Here is a 16,934-nt window from a genome sequence, read left to right on the forward strand (position 1 = left end):
TAATTATAGGCTTTTTGAGGGGTCAAATTTTGAAATACAACAGCTTTTTATTGCACCATTTAAGCATTTATTATATGTTGCTTGCGTGCTTTTACAACTCCATTGCAGGGACATTTGCTAAAATTTTGGCCATGCAAATCCCAGCCATCGAGGTCGTGCTGTTTCGAAATTTATTAGCCCTTTTTATCATTTTATATATCATGCGTAAAAATCGCAAAATTCAAGCACAACCAAGCCGCGGCGGACATCCGTGGATGCTTGCTACGCGCGGAGTTATCGGGATTTTGGGCTTAATCGTATTTTTTTACAACCTTACGCAACTAAGCCTAGGCGAGGCCTTTACCTTCCAAAAAACAGCGCCGATTTTTATCGCTGTGATTGCATATTTTGCGCTAAAAGAAAAATTATCCAAATTTGGCTGGTTTGCCGTATTTTTGGGCTTTGTGGGTATTGTTTTGGTGATACAGCCTCACTTTGGGATTCATGCTGGACATATTTTTGGGATTTTAAGTGGTCTGTTTGCTGCGATTGCGCTCACGGCTGTAAGGGAGCTGCGCAAGTATTACAGCGCAAATGTAATCATACTCTCAGCCCTGCTTGCAGGCACGCTAATGCCGATACTTTTCATGGCGATTGCCGAATTTATCGAAATTCCTGCGCTAAATTTTATGATTAGCAAATTTGTCATGCCAGATATTAAAGGCTGGGGAATTGGCGCGATTTTGGGCGTTTGCGGGCTATATTATCAATCCTATCTCACCAAAGCCTACGCCGCTACCAGAAAGGCTGGGATCGTCGCCACACTAAGCTACACGGATATTATTTTTTCGATGATTTTTGGGCTAGCTTTGGGAGATACGCTCCCAAATTTCACCGCACTTTGCGGAATCGCGCTAATAATTGCGGCTGGAATTTTAATAGCAAATAGGAGATAATTTTGGGTTATTCTAAATTTTGGCTTAAAAATTTAGGCGTGTATTATATGCTAATCGCTAGCTTTTATTTCGCGCTAAATGGGGCGCTAGCCAAGGTCATGGCAGAGCAAATGAGTAGCGTAGAAATCGTATTTTTCAGAAACGCCGTAGGGCTAGCTATCGTGCTAATCTCGCTAAAAAGGCTAAAAAATTTCGGCGTGGGCGGGAAGCCTTGGCTACTTTTTTTCCGCGCATTTATCGGCAGCTGCGGGATTATAGCGACCTTTTATAATATCGCTCACATCGAGCTTGGCACGGCTTTTACCTTCCAAAAAACAGCCCCGATTTTCACCGCACTTTTTTCATCGATTTTCCTAGGCGAAAAGCTTAGCTTTAAAGGCTGGTGCGCCATAATGCTAGGTTTTGGCGGGATTTTGCTCGTTATCCAGCCTCACATTAGCATTGCACCGACCGATATCATCGGCGTTTTTGGCGGTATGTGCGCGGGTCTAGCTTACACCAGCGTCAGGGAGCTTCGCAAATACTACGCCACGGATATCATAATCCTAGTTTTCGTCTTTGGCGCCGCGCTTGTAAGCTCTGCGCTAATGTGCGCTGAATTTGCGCTAAGGGGGCGCGAGATTGAAATTTTAGGCGTGATTTCGAGCGCGAATTTAAGCAAATTCGCCTATTTTAACATGCCAAATCTCTTTGGCTGGGTTTTGGTCGCACTGCTAGGAATTAGCGGAATTTATTTCCAAAAATATATGACGCGCTCTTACGCAGCCTCCAAAAAGGCTGGCGTTGCGGCTGCGATTAGCTACACGGACATTATCTTTACGCTGATTTTAGGCGTCATGCTAGGCGATAGTTTGCCGAATTTAATGGCGTTTTTGGGGATTTTGGTCGTCATCATAAGCGGAGTTTTAATCGCAAGAGAACGCTAAATTTAGCCGAATTTTACAATTCCGCTGTCCGCAAGCTTGGATACTGCACCGAAATTTTACCCATAAGTGCAATTGCAAAGAATTTTGCGTAAGCAAAATTCAGTAAATAAACGCGCGCGTAGCACGCCACTTTATAAGCGTCGGCCTGGTGGGGGTGTGGGGGCGGGCGGCCCTCGCAACTCTGAGCGCCGCCCCCACATAAAAAGATTAGACTTTAAAAATCCTAGCGGATTGCAATTATCAAAAATTTGAAATTCTGGAAAATTTGAAATTCTGCTATTTGCCCTGATTTTGATTTTGCTTTGTAGATTGCCACGCTCGTTTCACTCGCTCGCAATAACAATGGCAAACGCACCATTTGATTTGTCATTGCAAGGAGCTGTTTTAACAGCGACGAAGCAAAACAAGCGTAGCGGTGGCGTGCGAAGCACGACATGTTTGGACGAGCCGTAGGCGAAGTCAATCTGCTAGTTTAAAATTTACAGCGTGTAAATTTGCTGTCATTGCGAGAATTTGCGAAGCAAATTCGAAGCAATCTAGTAAAATTTAAAGTTAAATTCTACTTAAATTTTGCATTGAACGATTTTGTAAATTTTAGGCGAAATTTTGAAATTCTCCGTAAGGGGGAGGGCGCGCTTTTTAGGAGACGCTACCCTCCCCCTTACCAACCCCCACCCCTGTAAAACCTTAGAAGTGGCTAAATTTGGAAAAACGAAGTTTTTCCAAATTTAGCTAGCTTTATTTTTACTGAAATGCTTCGCATTTCTTTACAATTATAATGGATTGCGTAAATTTTGGCTCATAGCTCAAAATTTCAATATTGCCACACAAGCAAAGTTTGCTCGCAATGACACTTAGTGGCAAAATTTCGGCGCAGTGTTTTTAAGGTTGCGCAAGCGAAATTTTGCAAAATTTAAAAATTTACTTTAACTCGCCCCAGCTAGTAGCGATATCTAGGCTTGTGACGAGCGGGACATTTAAATTCACAACATTTTGCATGATTTCCCTAATTTTCGCGCCAAATTCCTGCGCATACTCGCTTTTTACCTCGAAAATCAGCTCATCGTGGATTTGCAAAACTAGCCTTGCCTCCGCGCTTAAATGTGGCGAAATCTTAACCATAGCCTTTTTGATAATGTCCGCTGCCGAGCCTTGAAACTTCGTATTTACCGCCTCTCGCTCATAAGTGGCTAGAAGCATTGGCGAAGCGTTAGCGAAATCAAAATACCGCCTGCGCCCAAAAAGCGTGGTGATAAATCCGTCGTTTTTGGCGCTGTTTTTTAGCCCCTCCAAAAACTCCTTAATCGTCGCAAACGAGGCGAAATATCGCTCGATATAGCCCTTTGCTTCATTTCGCGGAATTTGCAAATTTTGCGCTAGTTTGCTTGCGCCCATACCATAAATCAAGCCAAAATTTATGCTTTTTGCAATCGCCCTGTGTGCGGGTTCGCTATCGCCAAAAATGCTGATTGCAGTGCGCGAGTGTATGTCCTCGCCCGCCGCAAAAGCGCTAAGAAGCGCAGGGTCCTTGCTAAAATGCGCCAAAAGTCTAAGCTCGATTTGCGAATAATCCAGCGAAAGTAGGCTATACCCCTCCTGCGCGATGAAGCAATTTCGCATATCCTTCGCCAAAGCCCCACGCGCGGGGATATTTTGCAAATTTGGATTTTTGGAGGATAACCTGCCAGTGCTGGTGCCTGTTTGCATGAAATTTGAATAAATTCTGCTATTTTCGTTTTTCCTCGCAAGGGCGTAAAGTGGCTCACAATAGGTGCTTTGAAGCTTGTAAAGCTCGCGATAAGCTAGGATTTTTTCGATTACTGGGTGAGCTTCTTTAAGCCCAGCAAGCACGCTCTCATCGGTGCTGTAACCTGTTTTGGTCTTTTTTTGACACGGCAAACCCAAATGCTCGAAAAGCACCACGCCAAGCTGTTTTGTGGAGTTTATGTTAAAACTCTCGCCACTAAGCTCGTAAATTTCGTTTGTCAGCACCCTAAGCGCGCTTTCGTTGCGAGAAATCAGCTCGCTTAAATTTGGCTTTGAAATTTTAATTCCTGTATTTTCCATATCGCGCAAAACACGCACAAATGGGAATTCTAGCGTTTTTGCCAAATTTAGCAACTCTGGCGAGAGTAAATTTTGAAATTTAAAATAAAATTTCAGCGTTATCCACGCATCTTCGGCTGCGTATTTCGTGGCCTCATCAAACTCCAAACTCGCAAAAGTCTCGCCCTTGGCAACAATATTTTCAAATTTAATCGTATCATAATCAAAATACCGCTTAGCCAAGCTATCCATACCCACGCTCTCGCTAGGATTTATGAGCCACGCTAAAATCATCGTATCAGCGAATTTGCGTGGCGGTTTTATGCCGAAATTTTGCTCTATGATATTGAAATCGTATTTTAAATTTTGCCCTACAACAAAACCAGAAAAAATCCGCTCAATCGCCATTTTCGCCGAATTTAGCGAAATTTGCTCGCCCACGCCTAAGTAATTATGCGTAAGTGGCACATAATACGCCCTTTGCTCGTTGAAACAAAACGAAAAGCCCACGATTTTGGCGTTTTTGCTATCTAGGCCAGTGGTTTCGGTATCAAATGCCACGATAGTATCCTCGCTAATGCCCTCGCAAAGGCGCGCTAGCTCGCTTTCGTCCCTCACACACACTGGTTTAAAAGCTAGGCTCTCTTCGCTTTTATCGCCCTCGTTTTCGAGCGCGGAAAGAAGCTTGTGTAGCTCGTATTCACGCAAAATTTCTTTGATTTTATGAAGCGGATTTTGCTCGGGAAATACGGCATTTTGCAATGGCGAAATTTCGACCTCATCGCAAAGCGTGGCAAGCTTTTGGCTCATAAAAGCTTCATTTTTGGAGGCGATGAGATACTCGCGCTGTTTGTTTGGTGGCAAAAGCTCGATATTTTCGTAAATCCTCTCCAAACTCCCCCACTCATCAAGCAGTTTTTTCGCCCCCTTTTCGCCTATGCCTTTTACGCCCGGGATATTATCTGCGCTGTCGCCACAAATAGCCAAAAAATCAATGATTTGCTCGGGATAGACGCCGTATTTTTCATAGCACTCATCGCGTCCATAGAGCATTTTTTTAGCATGGCTATAAATACGCGTCTCACCACCGATTAGCTGATAAAGGTCTTTGTCGCTGGTTACGATATTGATTTTGTGCGTATTGCGATAGGTTTTAACGACACTTGCTATTAAATCATCAGCCTCATAGCCCTCTTTTTGCGCTGTGCAAAAGCCCATTTTCTCTATCATTTCTATGCAAACCGGAAGCTGTGCCAAAAGAGCGTCCGGTGGGGTTTGGCGGTTTGTTTTGTAATTTGGGTCAATGTCTGAGCGAAAGGTCTTACCCTTGCTATCAAGGGCGAAAATTATATAATCGCTTTTAAACTCTCGCTCCAAATTTGCGATGAAATTCGCAAATCCACTCACCATACCACTTGGCTTGCCACTTTTGGTCTTTAAGCTACTCATCGCATAATACAGGCGGAAAAAAAAGCCAAAAGTGTCGATAATCGTGATAGTTTTCATATATTTCCTTAAATTTTGATTTTGCGTAGTGTAGTGAAATTTGGCTAAATTTTGCAAATTTAAAATAAAACTTGATTTATCTCAATCACTAAATTTCAAAATATCGATATAATCTATCATTTTCAAAGAAAGGATATTTCATGGATTTTTTCAAAGGTTGGGAAGAATTCAACCCAGAAGGCGCAAGTGTGAAATTTTATCGCACAAACAAAGATAATTGCGAATTTATTGGCTTTGATTCGCGCTCTTGCGTTCCGCCAGGACCTATGATAAATGGGCTTGTAGCGCTAAATTTAGTAAAAGACAAAAATACAAAAGTAGTTATGGTAAATCACAAATTTCCAGTAGGCTTAATCCCAAAAATCGAAGCTAAATTTGATTATGAAAGGCAAGATTTGCCAAATGGTGGCGTCAAACTCGTATTTAGCTTAAAAGACGGCGCAAGTAGCGGGGATTTGGACATTAATGTATCTTGCCACGGATAGAATATGAACTTTACCACATTTTCGCCACCATTTCGCATAGTTGGTGGATATTTTATTTGCGGGCTGGTGTTTTTAGCCCTTAGCATTTTTGGCTTTTATAACGCCGATTTTTATGGACTAACCAGCCTAAAAACTGCTTCGTTTTTTCATATATTTTTACTAGGTTTTGCCCTTAGTATCATTATTGGCGCACTTTATCAGCTAACCTCTGTCATCATAGAAAATAAATTTTTCAGCACTAAATTTGCCTTTGCAAATCTTTTTGTATTTGCTAGCTCGGTTGCGATTTTGTCTCTTGGCATGGTTTTAGAAAAACTGCCACTTTTGCACGCAGGTGGCGGTATAGCGATGCTATCTTTGCTGTTTTTTGGCACAAGCTATGCGCTTAGCTTTATCAAGTCCAAATCGTGGAAAACGCCAAGCCTTGCCCTGCTAATCTCGGCGATTTATCTTATTGTAGGCATAATGCTCGGATTTTTGCTCGTTCTTGTGGTAACTGGGGCGAGCGAGGCTGATTTTAGTAGAGTTTTGGCTTATCATATATACTTTATGTGTGGATTTGTGTTTTTCGTCATCATTGGCGCTGGGTGCGTGCTTTTGCCGATGTTTAGCTTAGCACATGATTTGAGTTTTTTACCAGCTAAAATTTCAATTTTGCTCTACCTAATTTGCGTGTTTTTTGTAAAATTTGATTTTGGAATTTATCTTTGTGCTTTGGCATTTGCGATTTTTGGGGTGCAAATTATCTACATTTTATCAAAGCGAGTAAGGCGTAAAATTGATTATTGGAGTGCAAATATATTTTTGTCGCTAATAGCGCTTGTTTTGGGATTTTGCTTATGGAATTTTGATAAAACCCAAAGTGCGATTTTTTGCCTGTGTTACGGATTTTTATACGCATTTATCTGTGCTCATTTGTATAAAATTGCGCCGTTTTTGATCTGGTATCATTATGTATCGCCTTATGTGGGCAAAGGTAAAATTCCACTACTTGAAGATATGATTATCAAAAATTTGGCCTATTTTGCGATATTTGCAAACATAATCGCACTTGTTTTTGTCGTATTTGAAATCACAGCGTTTGCGCTTATTTTTCAAGCACTAAGTATAATTTTTGTAGTAATAAACATAATAAATGTCTTTAAATACACTAAATTTGGAGTAGAAAATGGAAGAGATAAAGGATAAAATCTACACTGCACTTCGCGCTGTAATCGACCCTGAGGTGGGCTTTGATGTAGTAAGTCTTGGGCTAATTTATGGCGTTAGCGTCGATGAAAATAAAAACGCCACAATCACAATGACTCTATCGACTCGCTCATGCCCATTACACGAAATGATGATAGAGTGGGTAAGAAATGGCGCAAGTAGCGTAGATGGCGTAAAAAATGTCCAAATCGAACTTGTTTGGGAGCCAGCGTGGAATATCGAAATGGCGCAAGATCATGTCAAAAAAGCACTTGGCAAAATTTGAAGGTTTTATAACCTTCAAATTTGTTAAATTTGGTGTTAAATTTATATAAAATTTATCGCAAAAACAGCTGGTTTTGGGAGTTTGCGCAGGCTGTCTTTGAGCATTAATTTGTTTTTTGCGCCAGTGATTTGCAGGGTTAAATTTTCGAATTTAAACTCCAAATTTTTAAGTGCGTTTTCATTTAAAATCCTAGCGAATTCGCACAAAAAGCTAAGCCACGCTAATGTTCGCTCATTTGGTAAAATTTCGCTTAAATTTGCAAAATTTGGGCTTAAATTTGGCTTGCCGTGCATTGCAATAATCGCCGCGATTAGGGCTTTTTGCTCGTGGCTCGTGCGGTAGTTTAGCCCATTTAGCACCATGGAAGCTGCGCTTTCGTGTTTGGCATAAAAGCCAAGCCTTGCGCCAATCTCGCAAAGTTTGGCAGCGTAGCAAAGCGGGCTAATGTATCTGTCTTCTAGCTTGTGAAGGGAGAAAAACACGCTAAAAAGGGCTTTGGCGAACTTGTCTGCGTGCGAGCTTTCGCTAGCAAATCTATCTTGCAGACTTTTTAGGCTTGGGTTGAAATTCTTTGGCAAATTTGCCCCATGCAAAATCGAGCCCAAAAACACACCCTCTCGCACGCCCACACCGCTTGTAATCACGCTTTTTGCGCCGATTTTTTTAGCAATCTCGCTAAAAATTATCGCACCCTCTCTAATCGTGTCGTAACGCTCTTTTTTTATCGGAAATTTGGCTAGTTCTAGGGTTTTTGCGCCGATTAATTTGCTAAAAAACGGCGCGTATTTTTCGTAATCATAGCAGTAATTATGCACGATTTTAATCGGATAATTCTCAATCGCCATTATGGCATTGCTTAGCGCTCTTGCCGAACCGCCCATAGCGATTAAATTTGAGCTGGCAAATTCGTCGCCAACTGCGCTGATTGCCTCATTTACATAGCCATATAGCCCGCCCATATCGCCTTTGTCGAAAAATAGCTCTTTTAGGCGAACGGTGCCTAAATTTAGCGAAATTTTAGCCTCGATTTTGCCATTTTTAATGCGCGCAAGCTCAGTCGAGCCTCCGCCGATATCCACGCTCACGCCCTCTTTGAAATCGCTAAGGAGATTGTGTGCGGCGTATCCTCCAAAATACGCCTCACTCTCGCCGTCTATTTTGCGGATTGCGATTTTGGTTTTTTTAAAAACTAGCTTGATAAACTCGCCCCCATTTGGAGCGTCGCGCAGTGCAGAAGTGCCTACGCAAAGCACCCTTTTGGCGCCGTATTTTTGGAGCAATTCTTTAAATTCCACAAACGCGTCAAGGCATTTTTGCATAGCCGCTGGTTGCAAAACTCCGCCATTTTCATACGCGCCCTCGCCTAGGCGGACTTTGATTTTGTGCTCTGCAAGGATAAAAAACCCAAATCTGCTCGTTCGCTCAAAAATCACTAATCTGGCAGAATTTGAGCCTAAATCAATCACTCCAACGCGTTTTGGCATTAATAATCCATGTGAGCGTGTTTGTATTTGAGCTCACCCTCGGTTTCGATATTATCAGGATCGTAAGTTATACACTCGACAGGGCAGACTACGATGCAGGCTGGTTCTGAGTATTGATCCACGCACTCGCAGCACCTATCTGAATCAATCATATATGTCGGCTCGTCCTCGAAAATCGCCTCATTTGGGCACTCTTCGCGACACGCATCGCAACTAATACACTCGTCTGTAATCATCAAAGACATAAATTTAACCTTTACAAAAAAAATTAGTGCATTTATACACTAAAAACTTTTAATTTTATTTTAAAAAATACCAAATTTGCGCTATTTTTTGAGATTTTTTAGCGGAATTGTAAGGGTCGCTACAATTTTGTCTTTGGCGGGCGAATTTTTAAGGCTCACAGATGCGCCCATAGCCTGCGCGGCGTTTTTAGCCAAAAACAGCCCAAGCCCAGCGCCAGGCTTGCCACCCTTGCGTTTAAACGGCGCGAAAAAGTCCTGGCTCTCGTCGATACTCTCGCCTAAATTTTCCACACGCACGATAAAATAATCGCCCGAAATTTCACTGAAAACCTCGATTACTTCGCCCTCTGGGGAAAATTTAATCGCATTTTGGACGAAATTTTGGATAATGTGCATAAAAAGGTTTTTTTGGATACTCACTTCTAGGGATTTTGGCGAAATTTTGCTTACGACATCTTTTTTTTCGTTTCTAGCCAAAATTTTAAAATTCACGCACAGCTCGCCCAGATACTGCACGATATCAAGCTGCTCTGGGCTCTCAAACTGCGCGCCCTCTTGGCGACCAATCTCTAAAATCGAGATTATCATTTTGTTCATATCGTCGATTGATTTGTTGTTGTTTTGGAGCGCCTCGATGTATTTTTCTGCCTCTCTTGGCTTTATGAGCGTTACTTCGTTTTTGGTTTTCATCACTGCTAGCGGGGTTTTTAGCTCGTGCGCGATACCGATAAATAGCTCTTTTTGATACATTATGAAAGTCTGAATTCGATCGATTAGGCGGTTTATGTTTGTCAAAATCGGGCGAAATTCGCTCTCGCACCTCTCCATATCAAGCGGGGCTAGGAATTTCTCATCGAGACTGGCTAGCTTTTGCGAGATTACTTTAATTGGCATCAAAAGCGTGCGTGATAGAAACATAGCGTAAAAAATTATCAAAAATATCATTGTCAAATTTAGGATAATAATATCCACAAGTATCTGATTTGCGATATTTGCATAGACCGTGACATCGGTTTTGATCTGCAAAATTTCCTCGTTGCTATATGGGTATTGAAGTGTCAAAAAATTATTTTCACCCTCTTGGCTCTCGTAAAATTTAGGCTTGGTGATTTTCTCGCCATAAACGAAACTCGTGATAAACTCGCCTTTGGGATCTGGCAGATACTCTGGGATTTTTTCGACTGGGATTTTTGGCAGTTTTGTGATATTTTCAGCCCTTACTAAAAGCCCATGGACTGAATTTTCAAAAATCGTAATCCTTATGTAGTTATAAAGCATTACGGAAAAAATCAAAATTAGCATCGCCGAAGCAGATGCTAATTGGATTATGAAACGGGTTCTTAGGCTTTTTGTGGAAAGCAAAATCTATATCCGCGACGACGAACTGTCTCGATTGTAGAAATATTTAGTGGTTTATCCATTTTTTGGCGGATTTGGTTGATTGCGACCTCGATTACATTTGGGGTTACTAGCTCTGGCTCTTCCCAAATAGCGTCGAGTAGTTGTTCTTTGCTTACGATTTGGTCTGAGTGGCGAGCTAGGTGAGTTAGCACCTCGAAAGGTTTGCCTTTTAGCTCGATTTCTTGACCAAGATATGTGATTTTCTCCTCATCTGGGTCGATGATAAGATCGTCGATTTTGATAATGTTTGAGCCACCAAATCTAAGTCTAGCTTCAAGTCTAGCCACCAAAACATCGAAATCAAATGGTTTCTTGATATAATCATCTGCGCCAGCTTTTAGGGCTTTTATCTCGCTTTCTTTATCGTCTTTTGCAGATAGCACGACGACTGCTGTGCGAGCGAATTTTTGTTTTATAATGTTGATTAGATCGACGCCGCTGCCATCTGGTAACATCCAGTCGGTTAAAACTAAATCGTAATTTCGTATGCCTATGTAATATTCAGCGTCTTTAAAGCTTTCTGAGCTGTCTGTTTGGTAACCAAACTCCGCCAAACCCTCGGCGATAGTTTTGTTTAGAGTAACTTCATCTTCGACAATTAAAATTCTCATTGATTTTCCTTCGTAATAAAATTTGGCGTGATTGTAGCATATTTTAAGCCAAAATTCAAGTTTTTTTAAAGAAATTTTAAAAATTTATTTCGATTTGCGCGCCGACTTTTGCGTCAGCTAAAATTTGGGTTTTGTAAATTTTCATATAGAAGTAATTCAGGCTTTTATACTGGGTTTTAAAGCTCTTGGCGAAGAAATTTAGCGCGTCTTCGACGAGCAAAAATTTCTCCCTCTCAAAGCTAAATTTTATAAATTCGCACGCCTTGGCGTAGTCTATAAATTCATCTGCGCCAAATTTTGCGCTTACTAAAATTTCTTGTTTTTTTTCTCTTTCGAAATCCAAAATTCCAACAATCGCGTCGAATTTCAAATCCTCAATCAAAACCCGAATCATATTACCCGTTTTTCCTCGCCACGAAGCAGTCTTGCGATATTTGGAATATGTTTGTAAAAGACGATAAAAACTATGATAAAAATCGGCGCGTGAGTGTGGATTGCTGGCATATCTGCGTGGAGTATGTAGCTAGCCACAATTAGCGCGAGCGCCGCTGATAGCGAGGCTACGGACGAAATTTTAAGCACTTTGCCCACAATAAACCAAACAACAAGCGCGATGATTAGCTCGATTGGCACGAAGCATGCTAACACGCCAGCCCCCGTGGCTACGCCCTTGCCACCGCTAAATCCAAGGTATGGCGAAAAACAATGCCCCACCACTGCAAACACAGCCATGCCCCAAAGCACATTTTCATCAAAACCCATAGCCCTCGCCACCAAAATCGGCACCACGCCCTTTAAAGCGTCGCAAACCACGGTTAAAATCGCTAAAATTTTAGCCTTTTTGGGGTCTGTTTCTTTAAGCACTCGCAAGACATTTGTAGCCCCTATCGAGCCACTTCCAGCAGATTTAATATCAACCTTGCCAAAGTATTTGCCAATGAGCAAGCCAAACGGCACAGCTCCTAGTAAATACGCTATTAAATAGCACCAAAAATTTGGCGCTTTAAAAAGTCCTAAAACCACATCTAATATCATTTTTTACCCTAACTCTTCCACAAAATCGAAATTTTTTCATCATAAATATCTGTCTTTTTCGGAGCCAGCGACACTACGCCAAGCTCGATATTTTTGAGATCCAAGCTCTCTTTTAACTGCGCGATTTGCTCATCAAATCTCTCTTGCAGAGCCTGCATTTGCGAGTATAGCTCATCTACGCTAGCTTCTGCATTTTTGGCTTCGTTGCGCTGGGTTAGCACGCGGTGAGCGTTTCGCACGCCACTTACGGTTTTGCTAATCGTAGTCGCACTAGCGCGCGATCTGCCAAAAAGCGAGCCTAGTATCGCGCTTCCTATGCTAAGGGCTGCATTAATTCCTTGGCTAGTAACATCGCTTTTTTCTTTTTCTAGCTTCTCTTCGGCGCGGTTTATGCGGGTTTGAAGCGTAGATTTTTCTTTTTCAAATTTAGCTAGAATTTCATCTGTTTTTTGCTCTAAAATTTCATTTGCCTTATCTTGCAGTCTTTGATAAAATTCCTCTTTGCTCTCATCTGGCGTGCTGTGCATATCAAGCGCGCTGTATAATTCTAACCTTTGATTACGATAAACCCAGTCTTTGAAATTGCGAATAAAAGTGGCGAAATTTTTCGCACTAGCAATAAAGCTTGGCAAAGCGCAATACGACGAATCCTCTAACTCATCGCTTCGTATATTATCGATAGCGCGGTCGCTCGCCTCGTCCCAGTTAATTTCGCTAGCATCTGAGATATCAAGCAAATACGCGTAATCCCTCGTGTATTCGCCCTCTTTGTCAGCATAGCGCACCTTAGCTGTGGCGTATAGATACGGGCTTAGCTCACGAGAGGCGCCGTAGCTGTAAATTTGCGAAATTTCATTTGATACGATTGGTTTGGCACTGCTTGCGCTTTTTACTTTGTTTCCAGTGCCACTCGCGCCTGGTGCGCCCTTTTTTTCGCTCATTAAATTTGAAATTTGCTCGTTGCTTAAAGGGCCTTTTAAATAACTAAGTGCAAAGCGAGTTTCTATCGTTTTTAGGCTATCCTCGTTGATATTTTTGACTAAGAAATTTCGCTTTTTAAGGTTTGAGATTTGCTCCATTAGCGCAGATTTATCCACAGGATTTGAGCCAATTCCGCTAAGTCCGCCGATTACTCGCTCTTTATCTTGGGCGGTTTGGAGGCGGCCGATAAACCAAGTGCCGATATTGCTAAGACCTTTGTAATCCAAATCCACAGGGTTTTGCGTGCTAAGAACGCAGCCTAGCCCAAAAGCGCGCGCTTGTTTTAGCAGGGTTAGCATAGGGGTTTTTGACGGCGGATTGCCATTTGGCGGGAAAAATCCATAAATCTCGTCCATATACAAAATCGCTCTAAGCGCGCTGGTGCCTTGCGTTTGGCGCATCCAATTAACCATTTCGTTTAAAAGCAAGGTTACGAAAAACATTCTCTCATCGTCATTTAAATGCGCGATACAAAAGATATTCGCCCTAGCCTTGCCACTCTCATCAAATAGCATTTTTGCGATATCTAGCCTCTCGCCCTCGCACCAAAGCTTGAAACTTGGGCTTGCGATTAGGGCGTTGATTTTCATAGCTAGCGCCATGCGTTTATCGCTAGGGAAGAAGTTATTCACATCAAAAACGCCGATTTTATCAAACGGCGGAGTGATGATTTGGTTGATGAGATCGACCACGCTCACGCCCCTGCCCTCGCTGAAATTTGAACTAAAAATTTGAGAAATCAGCAAAAATTCCGGCGAGCTTAGATTATCGCTAGTAATGCCAGCTAGGCTAAGCACGCTAGAAGCGATACCGCAGATATAATTATTCATATCCTCATCGTTTAAATTTTTCGGTGCTTCAAAGTCGCTAAGCAGGCTAACTCCTAGCCCAGCGCTTGATTTTGGCGTATAAATTTTAAACTCGGCGCTGTTTTTAAGTAGCTCGACTCTGTCTAAATTTTGGTAAGAATTTTCTATGCCATTTCGCCACATTTGCGCAGTTTCACTTGCCATTTGCTCCACGCTAAGGCCTTTATTCGCAGCCTCTGTTTCGTCGATATAAGGCAGAAAATCCTGCGCGCTCATATTTGGAAATGTAAGAGCTAAATTTGTCAAATCGCCCTTGGGATCGATGATGATAGATGGGATATTATCAATCGCGGCCTCTTCTAAAAGCGTGATTCCAAGACCGGTTTTACCACTACCAGTCATACCAATGATTAGTGCGTGGGTTGTGAGATCTTTGTTTTTATACAAATACGGCTCAGAATTTTCGAGCCCCAAATAAAAAAGCTTCAAATTTTCTTGCAAAGTCTTCATAAATTTTCCTTCGTAAAATTTGGCGCATTATATCATTTAAATTTTTAAATTTAAATTTGCTACAATATCCTAAATTTAAGGAATTTATCAATGTTGGAACAAAAAATTAAAAACAATGCTAGCGGAATTTTGCTCTATGGTATCGTTCCGCCAAAAATCAGTTTCGAGCCCGAAAAAATCGAGCGACTTGGCGCGCTTTGGAGAGAGCGCATAAACTCCATGCCTTGCGATGGCATAGTCATTTATGATTTGCAAGATGAGAGCGCAAGGACGAGAGAGACGCGCACTTATGAATTCATCGAAACGCTAGATCCCGCGCTGTATTACACCAAACACCTGCGCGAGGTCAAACCAGCCATAATCTACCGCGCTGTGGGAAAATACAATGAGAGCAAATTTAACGAAATTTTAAATGCAAGAGCGAGTAATTTTGGCGTATTTGTGGGGGCTTCCTCGAAATACGATACGATGAAAATCCCGCTAAAACGGGCATATCAGATAAAAAAAGAGATTGCTAGCGATTTGCATTTGGGCGGAATTTGCATAGCCGAGCGCCACAAACAAACACGCGCCGAGCACCTAAAAATCGCGTCAAAAAGCATAAGCGGGTGCGAGTATTTCATAAGCCAAGCTGTCTATGACGCTGAGAGTGTGAAAAATTTCATAGATGATTATGCTAATCTTGGGTGCAAAAAAGTGCCTATAATCTTTACTTTCACGCCGTGCGGAAGCGAAAAAACGCTCGAATTTATGAAGTGGCTTGGCATTAGCGTGCCGGATTTTTTGGAAAATCGCCTAAAAACCAGCACCGATATCTTGCAAAGCTCGGTGAGCCTGTGCGTGGAGCTGTTTGATTTCATCTACAAATACTCGCTTGCAAAGGGCATTAGCGTGGGGGCAAATGTGGAGAGTGTCAGCACCAAAAAGGCTGAAATCGAGGCTTCGATCGAGCTTTTGAAAAAAATCAAAAAAATAATCGTAAAAAGGGAAAATTTAGGAATTGGCGAAAAGTAAATTTCGCCAAAATTTAGTAGATTTGTGGCGCAAAATTTTGTTTAAATTTCACCCAAATTTTGCTAAATTTTGCGCCAAATTCGCCAAATTTACTCGCCCGAATTCTGCCCTGCTTCATCAAACATTTTTTGCACGCTTGGAGCGTTGTTGGTTAGCTTTTTGATAGTTAGTTTTTCGGCTTTATCATTAGCTAGGCGCAGGTTATTTTCAGAAGATAAAAGCTCATTTTTTACCTTTTCTAGGTGGCTTATGGTTTTGTCGATTTCATCGATTGCCTTTTGAAATTTCTCGCTTGCTAAGCGGTAATTTTTGCCAAATTTATCCTTAAATTCGTCAATATTGCTTTTAAAGGTTTCGATATCTAAATTTTGGTTTTGATACTCTACTAGACGCTTTTTATCTTCGAGCGAATTTAGCGCAGCATTGCGTAGTAGCGAGATTATCGGCAAGAAAAACTGCGGGCGGATCACATACATTTTTTCATATTTGTGCGAAACATCGACGATACCGGTGTTATAGAGCTCACTATCGCTTTCAAGTAGCGAGACAAGCACTGCGTATTCGCAGTTTTTCGCATTTCTGTCCTTGTCTAATTTGGCAAAAAATTCCTCGTTTTTGTGCTTTGACGCGGTCGTATCGGCCTCGTTTTTCATCTCAAACATTATCGAAATATACTCTACGCCATCTTTGAAATCGCGAAATATAAAATCGCCTTTGCCGCCCTCTTTGACCTCATTGTCTTTTTCAAAATAAGCGTTTGCAAATGCGGTGGTGCGGAGCTTCTCAAACTCTGTGCTACAATGTGTTTCCAAGCTCTCGCCAACCATTTTTGTCGATAATTTCGCCTTTAAATCCTTGTAATAATCTATCATCGCGTCTTTGTCGCTGATTGTTTTTTCGAAATTTTCACGCAAAATTTGCTCTTTTTCGACGAAATTTTTTTCTTTTTCGCTCAGTGTTATTTTAAGCTCGGAAATTTCGCTATCTTTGCTCGAAATAGCGTTGCTCACAGCCAAATTTTTCTCATTTTCACTTGCGCTGATTTTGGCGTTTAACTCAGTGATTTTCTGATTTAGCTCTGCGATTTTAGCCTCATTTTCTAGGGAAATTTTGCTTTTTTCAATCTCAAATTTTTGCGTTAAATTCTCATCTTTGCCTTTTAGTTCGGCCTGTGATTTCGCCAAAATTTCTTTAAGTTGTGAAATTTCACTATCTTTTTGCGCTTTTAAATTAGCTATATATTCTTTTGCCCTAGCGATTTCTTGGGATTTTACAAGCTCTAATTCACTTTGAAATTTTGCGTTTTCGTTTTGTAATCTCTCGTTTACAATTTTCTCAAATTCGCTATTTCTGATTTGGCTTACGATTTTTTGGTATTCACTCTCATCAATTGCGAAAATTTCGCCGCAGTTTGGACATTTGATTTCGGACATGATTTTTCCTTTACTTTAAAATTTTAGTGAATTTTACAA

Annotated in this window: 15 protein-coding genes; 6 read left to right on the forward strand and 9 right to left on the reverse strand. The window is 41.4% G+C overall.

Annotated elements, in window-relative coordinates; genetic code table 11:
- The first annotated feature begins 29 nt into the window (after positions 1-29).
- Both PF027_RS06600 and PF027_RS06605 read left to right on the forward strand, forming a co-directional pair.
- Positions 30-935: a DMT family transporter gene (locus PF027_RS06600; RefSeq protein ID WP_270877249.1), complete on the forward strand. Its 906-nt coding sequence runs from the start codon at positions 30-32 to the stop codon at positions 933-935.
- Between the two features lie 2 nt (positions 936-937).
- Positions 938-1,861, forward strand: coding sequence for a DMT family transporter (locus PF027_RS06605; protein ID WP_270876331.1), 924 nt, complete (start codon positions 938-940; stop codon positions 1,859-1,861).
- A gap of 921 nt (positions 1,862-2,782) precedes the next feature.
- Here the strand turns inward: PF027_RS06605 and polA are convergent.
- Positions 2,783-5,413: a DNA polymerase I gene (gene polA / locus PF027_RS06610; RefSeq protein WP_270876303.1), complete on the reverse strand. Its 2,631-nt coding sequence runs from the start codon at positions 5,411-5,413 to the stop codon at positions 2,783-2,785.
- 140 nt (positions 5,414-5,553) lie between these two features.
- On the opposite strand from polA, the gene PF027_RS06615 reads away from it, so the two are divergent.
- Genes PF027_RS06615 through PF027_RS06625 form a run of 3 tightly spaced genes read left to right on the forward strand, consistent with a single transcriptional unit; the run spans position 5,554 to position 7,372 of the window.
- A complete protein-coding gene (locus PF027_RS06615) occupies positions 5,554-5,898 on the forward strand; it encodes a hypothetical protein (protein ID WP_270872671.1) in 345 nt (114 codons plus the stop codon).
- Positions 5,899-5,901: 3 nt separating this feature from the next.
- Positions 5,902-7,086, forward strand: coding sequence for a peptidase M50 (locus PF027_RS06620; RefSeq protein WP_270872672.1), 1,185 nt, complete (start codon positions 5,902-5,904; stop codon positions 7,084-7,086).
- Entirely contained in the window at positions 7,076-7,372 is a 297-nt protein-coding gene (locus tag PF027_RS06625) for a metal-sulfur cluster assembly factor (RefSeq protein WP_270872746.1), read from the forward strand. Before PF027_RS06620 ends, PF027_RS06625 begins: the two co-directional genes overlap by 11 nt.
- A gap of 41 nt (positions 7,373-7,413) precedes the next feature.
- Here PF027_RS06625 and PF027_RS06630 read toward each other — a convergent pair whose 3' ends face one another.
- The 7 genes from PF027_RS06630 to PF027_RS06660 all read right to left on the reverse strand — a co-directional run bounded on the left by PF027_RS06630 (position 7,414) and on the right by PF027_RS06660 (position 14,448).
- Positions 7,414-8,856 carry a Ppx/GppA phosphatase family protein gene (locus tag PF027_RS06630; protein WP_270872673.1) on the reverse strand — a complete coding sequence of 481 codons (1,443 nt, stop codon included), beginning with the start codon at positions 8,854-8,856 and terminating at the stop codon, positions 7,414-7,416.
- Positions 8,856-9,101 (reverse strand): YfhL family 4Fe-4S dicluster ferredoxin, encoded by a 246-nt coding sequence (locus PF027_RS06635; protein WP_270859720.1) that lies wholly within the window; start codon positions 9,099-9,101, stop codon positions 8,856-8,858. Before PF027_RS06635 ends, PF027_RS06630 begins: the two co-directional genes overlap by 1 nt.
- Before the next feature lie 81 nt (positions 9,102-9,182).
- The gene (locus PF027_RS06640; protein ID WP_270872674.1) at positions 9,183-10,403 is read right to left on the reverse strand and encodes a sensor histidine kinase; all 1,221 of its coding nucleotides are present in this window, start codon (positions 10,401-10,403) and stop codon (positions 9,183-9,185) included.
- A 38-nt stretch (positions 10,404-10,441) separates the two neighbouring features.
- Positions 10,442-11,113, reverse strand: coding sequence for a homeostatic response regulator transcription factor HsrA (gene hsrA / locus PF027_RS06645; RefSeq protein WP_270859722.1), 672 nt, complete (start codon positions 11,111-11,113; stop codon positions 10,442-10,444).
- A gap of 76 nt (positions 11,114-11,189) precedes the next feature.
- Entirely contained in the window at positions 11,190-11,507 is a 318-nt protein-coding gene (locus tag PF027_RS06650) for a dihydroneopterin aldolase (RefSeq protein WP_270859723.1), read from the reverse strand.
- Positions 11,504-12,148 (reverse strand): glycerol-3-phosphate 1-O-acyltransferase PlsY, encoded by a 645-nt coding sequence (plsY, locus tag PF027_RS06655; protein WP_270868857.1) that lies wholly within the window; start codon positions 12,146-12,148, stop codon positions 11,504-11,506. Before plsY ends, PF027_RS06650 begins: the two co-directional genes overlap by 4 nt.
- Before the next feature lie 8 nt (positions 12,149-12,156).
- Positions 12,157-14,448, reverse strand: a complete 2,292-nt coding sequence (locus PF027_RS06660) for a helicase HerA domain-containing protein (protein WP_270872675.1) — start codon at positions 14,446-14,448, stop codon at positions 12,157-12,159.
- Positions 14,449-14,538: 90 nt separating this feature from the next.
- Between PF027_RS06660 and PF027_RS06665 the strand changes: the two genes are divergently transcribed.
- Positions 14,539-15,462: a methylenetetrahydrofolate reductase gene (locus tag PF027_RS06665; RefSeq protein ID WP_270872676.1), complete on the forward strand. Its 924-nt coding sequence runs from the start codon at positions 14,539-14,541 to the stop codon at positions 15,460-15,462.
- 89 nt (positions 15,463-15,551) lie between these two features.
- Here the strand turns inward: PF027_RS06665 and PF027_RS06670 are convergent, their stop codons facing one another.
- Entirely contained in the window at positions 15,552-16,895 is a 1,344-nt protein-coding gene (locus PF027_RS06670) for a DUF2130 domain-containing protein (RefSeq protein WP_270872677.1), read from the reverse strand.
- Between the last annotated feature and the right edge of the window lie 39 nt (positions 16,896-16,934).

It is taken from the genome of Campylobacter sp. VBCF_01 NA2 (assembly GCF_027797205.1).
Taxonomy (GTDB): Bacteria; Campylobacterota; Campylobacteria; order Campylobacterales; family Campylobacteraceae; genus Campylobacter_B.